This window comes from Macrococcus capreoli (genome assembly GCF_025628935.1).
Classification (GTDB): domain Bacteria; phylum Bacillota; class Bacilli; order Staphylococcales; family Staphylococcaceae; genus Macrococcoides; species Macrococcoides capreoli.
In genome coordinates this window covers 148,878-163,909 of sequence record NZ_JAOTIS010000002.1, presented here as the reverse complement: position 1 = coordinate 163,909, position 15,032 = coordinate 148,878, and the positions used below count along the sequence as shown (strand labels likewise).

Genomic DNA, 15,032 nt, shown 5'->3' with positions numbered 1-15,032 from the left:
AGTTATCATGTCATTATTAAAACGTACACGAGAAATTAATCAGTTATTACAAGAACATACAGGTTTGGCCGTAGACTTTAAAGAAATGGCTGACCAATTAGGTTCAACGATGCAATCAAATGTATTTATTTTATCACGTCGTGGGAAATTATTAGGTTTCGGTGTTAACGAATTATTGAAAAATGAACGCATTATTAAAATGCTCGAAGAACGTCAATTTCCGAAAGAATATGTAGAATTATTACTTGAAGTGGAAGAAACAAAAAGCAATATTCCGTTAGAAAACAAATTAACGGTATTCCCACACGAAAGTGCAGACTTATTTAGTAAATCGAATACGGTTATTATTCCGATTAAAGGGAATGGTTCACGTTTAGGTACGTTAGTATTAGGTCGTGTGGACAAAGATTATGACGACAATGATTTAGTATTAGGTGAATATGCAGCAACAGTTGTTGGTATGGAAATATTGCGTGAGAAACACGCGGATATCGAAAAAATTGCACGTGATAAAGCTGCGATTAATATGGCCATCAGCTCATTATCTTATTCTGAAAAAGAAGCGATTGAACATATCTTTGAAGAATTAGGTGCGAACGAAGGTTTACTAGTTGCCTCTAAAGTAGCTGATCGAGTTGGTATTACACGTTCTGTAATTGTTAACGCATTACGAAAATTAGAGTCAGCAGGTGTCATTGAATCGCGTTCATTAGGTATGAAAGGTACATTCATTAAGATTAAGAAAGAAAAGTTTTTAGAAGAATTAGCAAATGCACATTAATGTTTGTAATGATTAATTGAAAATAAAAGGGCGTTGATCACTCATTTTATAATAAAAATGGTGTTGATTAGCGCCTTTGTTTATGGTATATTAGTTTATGGCTTAAAAAAGCCAAATTCACACACTATAGATGAATATTTTGGAGGGTGCAACGTCAGTTGTTTCCGAAATTGCCTGTAGTGGCGGAATATAACCAATTAGGAGGAAAATAAAATGGCAGTAATCTCAATGAAACAATTGTTAGAAGCTGGTGTTCACTTCGGTCACCAAACACGTCGCTGGAACCCAAAAATGAAGAAATACATCTTCACAGAAAGAAACGGTATTTACATTATCGATTTACAAAAAACAGTTAAGAAAGTTGAAGAAGCATACAACTTCATGAAATCTGTTTCTGAAGAAGGCGGTACTGTATTATTCGTTGGTACTAAAAAACAAGCACAAGATGCAATTAAAGATGAAGCAATCCGTTCAGGTCAATTCTTCATTAATGAACGTTGGTTAGGTGGAACTTTAACAAACTACAAAACAATCAACAAACGTGTTAAACGTATTTCTGAAATCGAAAAAATGGAAGAAGACGGTACATTCGACGTACTTCCTAAAAAAGAAGTTGTAGAACTTAAAAAAGAATATGATCGTTTAATCAAATTCTTAGGCGGAATTCGTGAAATGAAATCTATGCCATCAGCATTATTCGTTGTTGATCCTCGTAAAGAGCGTAACGCGATTGCTGAAGCGAAAAAATTACACATTCCAATCGTTGGTATCGTTGATACGAACTGTGATCCAGACGAAATCGATTATGTTATCCCAGCAAATGATGACGCAATCCGTGCCGTTAAATTATTAACTGGTAAAATGGCAGACGCTATCTTAGAAGGACGTCAAGGCGTTTCTAACGAAGAAGTGGCAGCTGAACAAAATATCGATTTAACTGAAACGACTGAAGATGTTGCTCCAGAAGCAACTGAAACTACAGAAGCGTAAGTTTTAAATGAAAGGTGATAAGTGTATAACATTTATCACTTTTTTTAAAAATGATTTATACTTTACTTTAGCGTTTTTCGTTATTGTTTAGTATTATTAATATTGTAAACACACAAATTCTTTGGAGGTATTATATAATGGCTATTACAGCACAATTAGTAAAACAATTACGTGAAAGAACTGGCGCAGGAATGATGGACTGCAAAAAAGCATTAACTGAAACAAACGGAGATATCGACGCAGCAGTTGATTACTTACGTGAAAAAGGTATTGCTAAAGCAGCTAAGAAAGCTGACCGTATCGCTGCTGAAGGAACAACTTATGTTGCTTCAAAAGGAAACGATGCAGTATTATTAGAATTAAACTCAGAAACAGACTTCGTTGCACGTAATGAAGGCTTCCAAGCTTTAGTTAAGGAAATCGCAGAACATATTTTAGCTTCTAAACCAGCTGATTTAGACGCTTTAATGGCATCTGAAATCGAAGCAGGTAAAACTGTTGAAGTTAAAATGAATGAAGCAATTTCTACAATCGGTGAAAAATTAACGTTACGTCGTTTCGTATTAGTAACAAAAACAGATGCAGATACTTTCGGTGAGTACTTACATATGGGTGGACGTATTGGTGTATTAGCATTAGTTGAAAACTCAACTGACGCTGAAGGTGCTAAAGACGTAGCAATGCATATTGCTGCATTAAATCCTAAATTCGTTTCTCGTGAGCAAGTTTCTGCTGAAGAATTAGAACACGAAAAAAATGTATTAAAACAACAAGCTTTAAATGAAGGTAAACCTGAAAATATCGTCGAAAAAATGGTTGAAGGCCGTTTACGTAAATATTTAGAAGAAATTTGTGCAGTTGACCAACCATTCGTTAAGAATCCAGATCAAACTGTAGCTGAATTCTTAAAATCAAAAGGTGGCACTTTAAAATCATTCGTTCGTTACGAAGTTGGAGAAGGTATCGAGAAACGTCAAGATAACTTTGCTGATGAAGTAATGGGTCAAATGGGTAAATAATATTGATTAAAGACACTTCGGTGTCTTTTTTTTACATAAAGAATAAATGTGAGGTTTATTCTATTATTCATTTCATTCATCAATATTTATTGTTATAATACTTATAGTTTTGTGTATCAGACGAAATATTTGTGTATAATAAAGATTAAGTGTGTATGCTTTAATATATGAACAAGCATTTGAAATAGTGTTTTAAACTAATGAAGGGCGGAATCAATTAATGAAAGATGTATCGAAATATAAACGTGTTGTATTAAAGTTAAGTGGAGAAGCTTTAGCTGGAGAAACGGGTTTTGGCATTAATCCATTTGTCATTAAAAGTATTGCTGAGCAAGTGGCAGAAGTGGCTAAGATGGACTGTGAAGTAGCTGTCATTGTGGGCGGAGGAAACATTTGGCGCGGTAAAACAGGTAGTGACTTAGGGATGGACCGTGGTACTGCCGATTATATGGGTATGTTAGCGACAGTTATGAATTCTTTAGCACTACAAGATTCTTTAGAGCAATTAGATTGTGATACACGCGTGTTAACATCGATTGAAATGAAACAAGTTGCAGAACCTTATATTCGTCGTCGAGCGATTCGTCACTTAGAAAAAGGGCGTGTTGTCATTTTTGCAGCGGGTATCGGAAACCCTTACTTCTCAACAGATACTACTGCAGCATTACGAGCTGCTGAAATGGAAGCAGACGTTATTTTAATGGGTAAAAATAATGTGGATGGCGTTTATTCAGCAGATCCAAAAGTTGATCCGAATGCTGTGAAATATGAAAAATTAACATATATTCAAATGCTACAAGAGGGATTACAAGTTATGGATTCTACAGCGAGCTCATTCTGTATGGATAACGATATTCCTTTAGTTGTCTTCTCAATTATGGAAGATGGTAATATTAAACGCGCAATTATGGGCGAAGAAATTGGTACAACAATTACAAAATAATTTGCTATAATAGTACTATATAATTAAGAATTTAAAGGAGATTTATCATGACGATTGAAATTTTAAATGATTTAAAAACAAAAATGCAAAAAAGTATTGAAAGCTTACAACGTGATTTCGCAGCGATTCGTGCTGGACATGCGAATGCAAATCTTTTAGAACGCGTATCTGTAAATTACTATGGAGCGGATACACCTGTACAACAACTTGCAGGAATTTCTGTACCTGAACCAAGAATGTTACTTGTAACACCATATGATAAATCATCAATTGATGATATTTTAAAAGCAATAAATATGGCTAACTTAGGCGTAAACCCAACTTCAGATGGTAATGTGATTCGTATTACTGTACCTGCTTTAACTGAAGAACGACGTAAAGAATTAGTGAAAGAAGCAAAGAAAGAAGCTGAGAATGCTAAAGTTGCAATTCGTAACATTCGTCGTGATGCTAACGATGCATTGAAGAAAGCAGAGAAAAACGGTGAATTAACAGAAGATGATTTAAAATCATTTACTGAAGATGTTCAAAAAGAAACAGATAATCACATCAAAAAAATTGATACATTAACGACTGAAAAAGAAAACAGCATCTTAGAAGTTTAAAATGATGTAAGACTGAGGTATACATTTATATCTCAGTCTTTTTTTGTGCTTTTTTCTGTATATCCATGCTACACGGTACTTTTTGTGATAGAATATATAAATAATGTTTTGAGTATTGGAGGATATCATGTTTCCTTTTTTAAAAAAGAAAAAAAATAGTAATGCGCTACTGACGAACGACACGCAAGTGCCGGAACATATTGCGATAATAATGGACGGAAATGGACGTTGGGCGAAACAACGTAAAATGCCGAGAATAAAAGGACATTACGAAGCCATGCAGACAGTAAAAGCTATTACACGTCATGCTAGTGATATCGGTGTAAAATATTTAACTTTGTATGCATTTTCAACTGAAAACTGGTCAAGACCTAAAGATGAAGTGAATTATTTGATGAAGTTACCAGGTGACTTTTTATCAACATTTTTGCCAGAGTTAATTGAGAAAAATGTTAAAGTGCAGACAATTGGCTTTATCGATCAGTTGCCCGAGCATACCCGACTGGCAGTATTAGAAGCGATTGAACAAACAAAGCATAATACAGGATTAACGTTAGTATTTGCACTCAATTATGGTGGAAGAAAAGAAATTGTTTCAGCAGTACAAATGATTGCTGCGCAATATAAAGAAAATGCGATTGATTTAAGTGAAATCAATGAAGAGAACTTTTCTCAATATTTGTTTACAAAAGATATTCCGGATCCTGAGCTGTTAATACGAACATCAGGCGAAGAAAGATTGAGTAACTTTTTAATTTGGCAATCTTCATATAGTGAGTTTGTGTTTGTAGATACATTATGGCCGGATTTTGATGCGCATGCGCTAGATGAATGTATAGAAATTTACCATAACCGACATAGACGATTCGGTGGATTATAAGGAGTAAATCATGAAAACAAGAACAATCACAGCGATAATCGCAATGGCAGTCTTTTTACCAGTTGTTATATATGGCCAGTTGCCCTTGCTCGTTATGGCGTATTTATTAGCAATTGTTGCTTTAAAAGAAGTATTAAATATGAAGAACATTAAATTGTATTCATTACCTGGTATCTTTAGTGTAATAGCATTATGTTTGATTATGTCACCACAAAAGAGTGAGTTGGTGTCACTGGATTATCAAGTACCATTTTTAATATTGATGAGTTTAATCATGTTGAGCTACACTGTGATGTCAAAAAATAAATTTAATTTCGTAGATGCATCATTTTGTATGCTCGCTGTTGCTTATGTGGGTATTGGATTTATGTATTTTTATGAAACGCGTGCAGCACAGAACGGATTAGTATTTATTTTATTTGCATTACTTGTCGTTTGGGTAACTGACACAGGAGCCTATATATTTGGACGTTTATTTGGTAAAAATAAATTATGGCCAGAAATTAGTCCGAATAAGACGATTGAAGGGTTTGTAGGCGGGATTGCGTGTAGTACGATTATCGCAATTATCTTTAGCATTAACTATAATATGCCATTGTCAATTATTCCTTTAATCCTTGTTACGTGGCTGTTTAGTATGTTTGGACAGTTAGGTGATTTAGTCGAATCAGCTTTGAAGCGTCATTTCGATGTGAAAGATTCGGGGAATCTATTGCCTGGCCATGGTGGGATTTTAGATAGATTTGATTCATTTATTTTTGTATTACCATTGATGAATATTTTTCTTATTAATTTTCAGTAAGAGGCTGTCGACAAAGCGTTTAGTCGCTGAAAAACTGGAGAAAACCCATCAGAAATTGCGCTTTAATTTCAGATGGGTTTTTGAAGTTTTCGAGTCGACTGCTTTGGAGACGCCGTTTTAATGAAAGGCTGACGACAAAGGTTTAGGTCCGAACAAATTGAAGGCTATAGCAGATTTATTTGCTATAGCCTTCTTTTTTATGTTCTAAAGTAGGAGTTAAAAATAATTTATGATAAAATTAAAATAATACATTTTAGAATAGGTGAAGTTATGAAACATATTGGAATATTAGGTGCAAGTGGCTCTGTTGGAATGCAAGGTTTAGATATTATTCGTGAGCATGCAGAAAGTTTTAAGCTTGTGAGTTTCGCGGTAGGTCAATCAGTCGATGTTGCGCAGGCAATTATCGATGAGTTTAATCCTGAAATTTGCTGTGTTCAAAATGAAGCGGATATAGCTAATTTAAATTTAGATGGTAAACAAACAAAAGTTGTGTTTGGTGATAAGGGATTATTAGAAGTGGCAGGCTATGAGAAAAATGATATTTTACTTAATTCAATATTAGGTAGTGTTGGGTTACGTCCAACATTACATGCAATTGATCAGGGAATCGATATTGCTTTAGCGAATAAAGAAACGCTTGTTGTTGCTGGTGAAATTGTTATGCAACGCGCAAAAGAGAAAGGCGTAAACATATTGCCGGTTGACTCTGAACATTCAGCGATTTTCCAATGTTTAAACGGTGAGGATAGCAAAAATATTGAAAAGCTTATCATTACAGCGAGTGGCGGATCATTTAGAGATTTATCGCGAGAGCAGTTAAAGGATGTTACGCTTGAAGATGCATTAAATCATCCGAACTGGTCAATGGGTAAGAAAATTACGATTGATAGTGCGACAATGATGAATAAAGGTTTAGAAGTAATTGAAGCAAAATGGTTATTTGATTTACCGATTGAACGCATCGAAACGATATTACATAAACAAAGTATCATTCATTCGATGGTGGAATTTAATGATACGAGTGTTATTGCGCAACTTGGTACACCGGACATGCGAATGCCGATTCTTTATGCGTTTAGTTATCCAGATCGTATGCCAAGAAACGCTGAACGTTTAAATTTAGCAGACGTTGCAACATTAGACTTTAAAGCAATGGATTTAGAGCGCTATAAATGTTTAGCGCTTGCTTATAGAGCGATTGAAGTTGGTGGGACATTACCTGTTGTGATGAATGCGGTTAATGAAGTAGCAGTCGACATGTTTCTAAATGGCAAAATAAGCTTCTTAGATATAGAGACATTAATTGAACGTGAAATGGATGCACATGATGTGATTCAAGACCCTGACTTAGATACAATATTGGCAGTTGATGCAGACTATAAATCAAGGAATTACGAGGTGTAACATGGGAATTATCGCTTTTATCATTATCTTTGGTCTTTTAGTAACCGTTCATGAATATGGACATTTATTATTTGCGAAACGTGCAGGGATTATGTGTCCGGAATTTGCAATCGGTATGGGACCGAAAATCTTCTCATATAAGAAAGATGAAACGTTATATACGATACGATTATTGCCGGTTGGTGGTTATGTGATGATGGCTGGAAGTGGTATGGAACAAAATCCTATCACTGAAGGAATGACAGTGAGTATTAAACGTAACGAAACTGGTGAAGTAACGCATGTATTATTAGACGATCAACATCAGTTTCAGCAAATTGAGCAAATTGAAGTATCGGCTTCTGATTTTGAGGATGAATTATTTATTGAAGGAATCAATCAGTATACTAATGAATCTGTACGTTATCCAATTGCCCATGAAGCTTATTTTGTACGTGAAGGTGATTTAATACAAATCGCACCACGTGATCGTCAGTTTAAAAATAAGAAACCATGGCCGAAATTTTTATCATTATTCGCTGGACCGTTGTTTAACTTTATATTAGCTTTCGTGTTGTTTATCGGGTTAGCATTTATGGTTGGTGCGCCAACAACTACGATAAAAGATGTTGCTAAAGATAGTCCAGCGCAGGAAATTGGACTCAAAAATGGAGACGTTATTAAAAAACTAAATAATGAAGAAGTAAAAAACTTTAAACAAATTCGCAGCTTTTTAAATGAAAATGGCGGAGAGACAGTTAAAATTACGGTAGAAAGAAATGGTTCAGAAAAAGTATTTAATTTAAAACCAAAATTAACGGAACAAAAATTAAGTAATGGAAAAACAAACAAACTATATACGATTGGATTTTATCCACAATCGGGTGGCAGTATCATTGATAAGACGATGTATGGTATTACATTAACGATTGATGGTGCAACTAAAATATTTACTTTATTAGGCATAATGATTGCTTCAATATTTAATGGTTCATTCTCATTTGATATGTTAAATGGTCCTGTTGGTATATATAAAAATACCGAACAAGTCGCAAGCATGGGAATTGAGACATTAATTGGCTATACAGCAATGCTTTCTGTTAACTTAGGTATTATGAACTTATTACCGATTCCAGCGCTTGACGGTGGCAGAATATTATTTGTTATTTATGAAGCGATATTTAGACGTCCGGTCAATAAAAAGGCTGAGATGTACATTATCGGTGCAGGTGCTGTATTTCTTTTCTTTGTTATGATTATGGTAACTTGGAATGATATCTCGCGTTATTTCTTAAAATAATATTAGTGTGAAGTTATGAAGACCTTAAGTTGAAACATACAGCTTTAGGTCTTCAATTTTTATGTGTAAAATTTTAAATCCCTTTGTTTTAAATAATTGTATTATGTAAACTATATTTTTGTTTATCATTTTAGAAATTTATTATATGATATAAGTATTATCGAAAATTACAGGAGGTTGCTATGAAACAGAGTAAAATGTTTATTCCAACATTAAGAGAAGTACCAAATGATGCAGACTCAAAAAGTCATCAATTGTTACTTAAAGCAGGTATGATCAAACAAGTTGCAAGTGGGGTTTATAGTTACCTTCCGATTGCAAAGCGTGTATTAAATAAAATCGAAGCGATCGTACGTGACGAGATGGAAGCGATTGATGGCGTTGAAATTTTAATGCCAGCATTACAGCCTTCTGAATTATGGTCAGAATCTGGTCGATGGCAAAGTTATGGTGCTGAACTGATGCGTATGACTGATCGTCATGGACGTGAGTTCGCTTTAGGACCAACACACGAAGAGATTATTACTTCTTTAGTACGTGACGAATTAAAGTCTTATAAGAAATTGCCTGTGACATTATTCCAGATCCAAAATAAATTCCGTGATGAGAAGCGTCCACGTTTCGGTTTATTACGCGGTCGTGAATTTATTATGAAAGATGCATATAGCTTCCATGCGACTGAAGAAAGCTTAGACCAAACGTATCAGGATATGTATGATGCCTATTCAAGAATTTTTTCTCGTGTAAATCTAAACTTCCGTCCGGTTATCGCAGATAGTGGGGCAATTGGTGGTAGTCATACGCATGAATTTATGGCTTTAGCTGAAATCGGTGAAGATACAATTTGTTACACAGATGAAAGTGATTATGCAGCAAATATTGAAAAAGCTGAAGTAAAATATGTACCGAATGTTGAACATACGGAAGAGAAAGCTTTAGAAAAAGTGCATACACCAGGTGTTAAAACAGCACAGCAATTAGCAGATCTTTTAGGTAAACGATTAGATGAAATTGTAAAATCAATGATCGTTAAAGTTGATGATCAGTTTATCATGTTCTTAATTCGTGGACACCACGAATTAAATGATGTAAAAGTAAAATCATATTTTGGTACTGAAACAGTAGAAATGGCTACTGATGAAGAAATTCAGGCAATTTTAGGTGCTACGCCAGGTTCACTCGGTCCAGTCGGTGTAGATAAGATTGAAATTTATGCAGATAATAGCGTTCAGGATTTAAACAATTTAGCAGTAGGTGCGAATGAAACAGATTATCATTATATTAATGCAAATCTTGGTCGCGACTTTAATGTGAAAGCATTTGATGACTTCAGATTTATATTAGAAGGCGAAATGGCTGCTGACGGTAGCGGTCCGATTAAATTTGCTGAAGGTATTGAAGTCGGACAAGTCTTTAAATTAGGTACGAAGTATTCTGAATCAATGAACGCAACATTCTTAAATGATCAAGGTCGTGCTGAACCGATGATTATGGGTTGTTATGGTATCGGTGTATCTCGTACATTATCTGCAGTAATTGAACAACATCATGATGATAAAGGGATTATCTGGCCAACTTCAATTACGCCATTTGAAATTCATATCATTACTGCAAATGCGAAGCAGGATGTGCAACGTGAACTTGCAGATCAATTATATGATGCTTATAAACGTGATTATGAAGTGTTATATGATGATCGTATCGAGCGTGCAGGCGTAAAATTTAACGATGCTGATTTAATTGGTGTGCCAGTTCGTGTCGTAGTTGGTAAACAGGCAGCAGAAGGTATTGTCGAAGTGAAGAACCGCAGAACAGGTGAGTCTTTTGAAGTGCCTGTAGCTGATCTAGATGAAAAAATAAAAGCAATCTATGCCTCATTTGAGGGATAATTTTGGTATAATAGAATGATTAATAAGTGTGAGACTTTTGTCTCACGCTTTTCATTTTGATAAGGTGGGTACTCATGACGTTAACACATAATGAAAAAATAAAAGTTTTATTTACGCAGCTGGGTATAACTGACTTATTTGAAGCGGAAATGATTGAAGGTGCTGCACTTAAGCGAATCGATATATCTAAAGCTGAACGAAAATGGCATTTGTATTTAGAGTTTCAGGAACATTTACCTTATCAGCTTTATAATGTATTGAATAGCAAGATGAAAGAACATTTTGCGCATATTGCAGATGTTAGTTTTGATATTCAAGTTAAAGATGATAGTAGATTAATAGAGCGTATCGTGGAATATATTCCGTACGCAATCGATCAAACAACAATGAGTCCGAGCTTAAAAGGACAACTTAAAAATAAAAAGTTTTCCTTCTCAGGTGATGTACTGAAGTTTCAAGTTGTAAATGAAATTGAGCAACGTCATTTTGAGAAATCATGTAATGGTAAATTACTTGCTGCGTTTAAACAAGCTGGATTTAACTTGCAGCAAATTGTTTTTGAGACGAGTGATGATGATCATTTACGTGAACTTGCCTCACTTGAAGCACATATTCAGGAAGAAGAAGCGCAACAAAGTGTAATCTTACGAGAGAAAATGGTAGAACGTGAAAAGCAAAAGGCAGAAAGTGTATCTGAAGAAATCACGCATTGTGCTATTGGTAAGAAAATCCAGGTAGAAACGATTAAACCGATTGAAACGATTATTGAAGAAGAGTTTAAAGTGGCGATTGAAGGTGTTATTTTTGATATTGAAATAAAAGCACTGAAAAGTGGTCGACATATCGTTCAGTTAAAAATAACGGATTATACTGATTCGTTAATATTAAAAATGTTCACGCGTAAAGGTAAGAATGATTTAGATCATTTATCTTCATTAAAAGTCGGAGATTGGGTGCGCGCACAAGGTCGTATTGAGCAAGATACATTTATTCGGGACTTAGTCATGATGATCAGTGACATTGAGAAAATAAAAAAAGCTGAAAAACAGGATAAATCTGAAAATAAACGTGTCGAGTTTCATCTACATACGGCCATGAGTCAAATGGATGGCATTACGCACATTGGTCGTTATGTTGAACAAGCTGCAAAGTGGGGACATAAAGCGATAGCGATAACGGACCATAACGGTTGTCAAGGTTTCCCTGATGCGCACGCTGCTGCGAGTAAAGCAGGCATTAAGATGATTTATGGTATAGAAGGGATGCTCGTTGATGATGGTGTGGCCATCGCTTATAAGCCTCAAGATATCGATTTGAAGACTGCAACGTATGTCGTATTTGACGTTGAGACGACAGGTTTAAGTTCTCAATACGATAAGATTATCGAATTAGCTGCAGTTAAAGTAAAAGACGGAGAAATCATTGATAAATTTGAACGATTTAGCAATCCTGGTGAACGATTAAATGAAACGATTAAAAATTTAACGGGTATAACAGATGATATGTTAGTAGATGCACCGCCAATTGAAGAAGTGTTAAGTGACTTCAGAGATTTTGTAGGGGACGCCATTTATATTGCTCATAATGCAAGTTTCGATATGGGCTTTATCGATACTGGATTTGAACGTTTAGGATTCGGTGCGACAACGAATGGCGTGATTGATACGCTTGAATTATCACGTACGATAAACACGGAGATGGGTAAGCACGGACTTAACTTCTTAGCTAAGAAATATGGTGTGGAACTGACGCAACACCATAGAGCGATTTATGATGCTGAGACAACAGCACATATTTTTGTGAAGATGTTAAAGCAAATTGAGCAACTTGGCGTTATGAATCATAATGAGATTGATGCGAAGTTAAGCAATCAGGATGCGTATAAACGTGCACGTCCAATGCATGTGACTTTAATCGTTCAAAATCAAACGGGACTGAAAAATTTATTTAGAATTGTCAGTGAATCTATGGTGCATTATTTCTATCGTACACCGCGTATACCAAGATCGTTACTTATGGAGAATCGTGAAGGATTACTTGTAGGTAGTGCATGTGATAACGGGGAAGTATTTACTGCTGTCATGCAAAAAGATCAGGAAGAAGTCGAACGTATTGCACAGTTCTATGACTTTTTAGAAGTGCAACCGAAAGCGCTATATCAACATTTATTAGAACGTGATTTAATTCGTGACAATGAAACGATGGAAGAGATTTATGACCGCATTATACGTGTTGGAGAAAAGCTCGATATTCCGGTCATTGCAACCGGGAATGCACATTATTTACATGAGCATGAGAAACCTGCACGTGAAATACTGATTGCCTCAAACCCAGGTAATCCTTTAAACAGGCAGACTTTACCAGATGCACATTTTAGAACGACTGATGAAATGTTAGATGCGTTTCATTTCCTTGGGGAAGAAAAAGCGTTTGAAATTGTAGTAACGAACACTAACACATTAGCAGATTCAATTGATACGGTAATCCCGATACGTGATGCACTGTATACGCCGACGATTGATGGGGCGAACGAAGAGATTCGTGAAATGAGTTATAATCGTGCGAGAAGTATTTATGGCGAGGATCTGCCAGAAATCGTTGTCGCACGTCTTGAAAAAGAGCTCGATAGTATTATCGGAAATGGTTTCGCCGTAATCTATTTAATTTCTCAAAAACTCGTTAAAAAGTCATTAGATGATGGCTATCTTGTTGGTAGTCGTGGTTCTGTTGGATCAAGTTTTGTTGCAACGATGACAGAAATTACAGAAGTAAATCCTTTGCCGCCTCATTATATTTGTCCGAAATGTAAATCAAGTCATTTCTTTGAAGACGGTAGTGTGGCAAGTGGATTTGACTTACCAGATAAAAATTGTCCGACGTGTGATGTGCCTTATATTAAAGAGGGACAGGATATTCCGTTTGAAACATTTTTAGGATTTAAAGGAGATAAAGTGCCTGATATCGATTTAAACTTTAGTGGTGAATATCAACCTGTTGCGCATAACTATACGAAAGTATTATTTGGTGAAGACAAAGTATTCCGTGCAGGAACGATTGGTACCGTTGCCGAAAAAACTGCATTCGGTTATGTTAAAGGGTATTTAAATGATGCTGGTATTCATAAACGCGGTGCAGAAATAGACCGTTTAGTAAAAGCATGTACTGGTGTGAAACGTACGACCGGACAGCACCCGGGAGGTATTATCGTCGTGCCTGGTGATATGGATATTTATGACTTTACGCCGATACAATATCCTGCCGATCAACAAGATTCAGCATGGCGCACGACGCACTTTGACTTCCACTCTATACATGATAACTTATTGAAACTAGATATTCTCGGACACGATGATCCAACGATGATTCGTATGTTACAAGATTTATCAGGTATGGATCCAAAAACAATACCTGTCGATGATAAAGAAACGATGAAAATATTTTCAAGTCCGGAATCTTTAGGTGTTACTGAAGACGATATATTATGTAAGACAGGAACGCTCGGTGTACCTGAATTCGGTACTGGTTTCGTGCGCCAAATGTTAGAAGATACGAAACCGTCAAGCTTCAGTGAACTTGTTCAAATTTCTGGACTTTCACATGGTACCGACGTTTGGCTCGGTAATGCACAAGAACTTATTAAATCAGGTACATGTGATTTATCAAGTGTCATCGGCTGTCGTGATGATATTATGGTGTATTTAATGTATGCCGGTCTTGAACCGTCACTTGCCTTTAAGATTATGGAATCCGTACGTAAAGGGAAAGGATTATCTGAAGAATTCGAAGCGGCAATGCGTGAAAATAATGTACCGGAATGGTATTTAGATTCATGTAAAAAAATTAAATACATGTTCCCGAAAGCTCATGCAGCAGCTTATGTATTAATGGCTGTGCGTATTGCCTATTTCAAAGTACACCACCCGTTATTCTATTATGCAAGTTATTTTACCGTACGTGCTTCAGACTTTGACTTACTGACAATGGTGAAAGATAAACATACGATAAAAGCAACAGTAAAAGATTATTACGCGCGCTATCATGATTTAGGTAAGAAAGATAAAGACGTGCTGACAGTTTTAGAAATAACGAACGAAATGGCACAACGCGGTTTTAAAGTCCAACCTATTTCATTAGAGAAGAGTTCAGCGTTTGATTTCATTATTGAAGGGGATACATTAATCCCTCCATTTATTGCAGTACCCGGTCTAGGTGAGAACGTTGCAAAACGTATCGTTGCCGCGCGAGACGAAGGGCCATTTCTATCGAAAGAGGAACTGAACAAAAAAGCAGGTGTCTCTCAAAAAATTATTGATTATTTAGACGAACTCGGTACATTGAGAGATATGCCTGATAAAGCACAGCTCTCAATATTCGATTTATAATCATTTGAGTTGTAAGTTTATTTATGTTATCATTAAGTTGTTAAAGAAAATACTC

Annotated in this window: 11 protein-coding genes; all 11 read left to right on the top strand. The window is 35.7% G+C overall.

The genetic code is table 11. The features are described from left to right. The first annotated feature begins 7 nt into the window (after positions 1–7). The 11 genes from codY to OCL94_RS02490 all read left to right on the top strand — a co-directional run bounded on the left by codY (position 8) and on the right by OCL94_RS02490 (position 14,977). Positions 8–781: a GTP-sensing pleiotropic transcriptional regulator CodY gene (gene codY / locus OCL94_RS02540; protein ID WP_262994239.1), complete on the top strand. Its 774-nt coding sequence runs from the start codon at positions 8–10 to the stop codon at positions 779–781. A 213-nt stretch (positions 782–994) separates the two neighbouring features. Then, a complete protein-coding gene (gene rpsB, locus OCL94_RS02535) occupies positions 995–1,771 on the top strand; it encodes a 30S ribosomal protein S2 (RefSeq protein ID WP_262994237.1) in 777 nt (258 codons plus the stop codon). Between the two features lie 137 nt (positions 1,772–1,908). After that, complete coding sequence (tsf, locus tag OCL94_RS02530; RefSeq protein ID WP_262994235.1) at positions 1,909–2,790, top strand: translation elongation factor Ts; 882 nt, start codon at positions 1,909–1,911, stop codon at positions 2,788–2,790. Between the two features lie 220 nt (positions 2,791–3,010). Continuing rightward, a complete protein-coding gene (pyrH, locus tag OCL94_RS02525; protein WP_262994233.1) occupies positions 3,011–3,733 on the top strand; it encodes a UMP kinase in 723 nt (240 codons plus the stop codon). 47 nt (positions 3,734–3,780) lie between these two features. Continuing rightward, positions 3,781–4,338 carry a ribosome recycling factor gene (frr, locus tag OCL94_RS02520; protein ID WP_262994231.1) on the top strand — a complete coding sequence of 186 codons (558 nt, stop codon included), beginning with the start codon at positions 3,781–3,783 and terminating at the stop codon, positions 4,336–4,338. A gap of 127 nt (positions 4,339–4,465) precedes the next feature. Then, the gene (locus OCL94_RS02515) at positions 4,466–5,218 is read left to right on the top strand and encodes an isoprenyl transferase (RefSeq protein ID WP_262994229.1); all 753 of its coding nucleotides are present in this window, start codon (positions 4,466–4,468) and stop codon (positions 5,216–5,218) included. Between the two features lie 10 nt (positions 5,219–5,228). Next, positions 5,229–6,020: a phosphatidate cytidylyltransferase gene (locus OCL94_RS02510; protein WP_262994227.1), complete on the top strand. Its 792-nt coding sequence runs from the start codon at positions 5,229–5,231 to the stop codon at positions 6,018–6,020. A 270-nt stretch (positions 6,021–6,290) separates the two neighbouring features. After that, a complete protein-coding gene (locus tag OCL94_RS02505; RefSeq protein ID WP_262994225.1) occupies positions 6,291–7,427 on the top strand; it encodes a 1-deoxy-D-xylulose-5-phosphate reductoisomerase in 1,137 nt (378 codons plus the stop codon). A 1-nt stretch (position 7,428) separates the two neighbouring features. Continuing rightward, positions 7,429–8,706: an RIP metalloprotease RseP gene (rseP, locus tag OCL94_RS02500; RefSeq protein WP_262994223.1), complete on the top strand. Its 1,278-nt coding sequence runs from the start codon at positions 7,429–7,431 to the stop codon at positions 8,704–8,706. 182 nt (positions 8,707–8,888) lie between these two features. Continuing rightward, positions 8,889–10,595, top strand: coding sequence for a proline--tRNA ligase (locus tag OCL94_RS02495; protein ID WP_262994221.1), 1,707 nt, complete (start codon positions 8,889–8,891; stop codon positions 10,593–10,595). A gap of 74 nt (positions 10,596–10,669) precedes the next feature. Then, positions 10,670–14,977: a PolC-type DNA polymerase III gene (locus OCL94_RS02490; RefSeq protein WP_262994219.1), complete on the top strand. Its 4,308-nt coding sequence runs from the start codon at positions 10,670–10,672 to the stop codon at positions 14,975–14,977. Positions 14,978–15,032 lie beyond the last annotated feature (55 nt).

Bases quoted from the DNA above. Each gene is read 5' to 3' on its own strand.
- codY (WP_262994239.1), top strand. From the start codon at position 8: ATGTCATTATTAAAACGTACACGAGAAATTAATCAGTTATTACAAGAA.
- rpsB (WP_262994237.1), top strand. From the start codon at position 995: ATGGCAGTAATCTCAATGAAACAATTGTTAGAAGCTGGTGTTCACTTC.
- tsf (WP_262994235.1), top strand. From the start codon at position 1,909: ATGGCTATTACAGCACAATTAGTAAAACAATTACGTGAAAGAACTGGC.
- pyrH (WP_262994233.1), top strand. From the start codon at position 3,011: ATGAAAGATGTATCGAAATATAAACGTGTTGTATTAAAGTTAAGTGGA.
- frr (WP_262994231.1), top strand. From the start codon at position 3,781: ATGACGATTGAAATTTTAAATGATTTAAAAACAAAAATGCAAAAAAGT.
- OCL94_RS02515 (WP_262994229.1), top strand. From the start codon at position 4,466: ATGTTTCCTTTTTTAAAAAAGAAAAAAAATAGTAATGCGCTACTGACG.
- OCL94_RS02510 (WP_262994227.1), top strand. From the start codon at position 5,229: ATGAAAACAAGAACAATCACAGCGATAATCGCAATGGCAGTCTTTTTA.
- OCL94_RS02505 (WP_262994225.1), top strand. From the start codon at position 6,291: ATGAAACATATTGGAATATTAGGTGCAAGTGGCTCTGTTGGAATGCAA.
- rseP (WP_262994223.1), top strand. From the start codon at position 7,429: ATGGGAATTATCGCTTTTATCATTATCTTTGGTCTTTTAGTAACCGTT.
- OCL94_RS02495 (WP_262994221.1), top strand. From the start codon at position 8,889: ATGAAACAGAGTAAAATGTTTATTCCAACATTAAGAGAAGTACCAAAT.
- OCL94_RS02490 (WP_262994219.1), top strand. From the start codon at position 10,670: ATGACGTTAACACATAATGAAAAAATAAAAGTTTTATTTACGCAGCTG.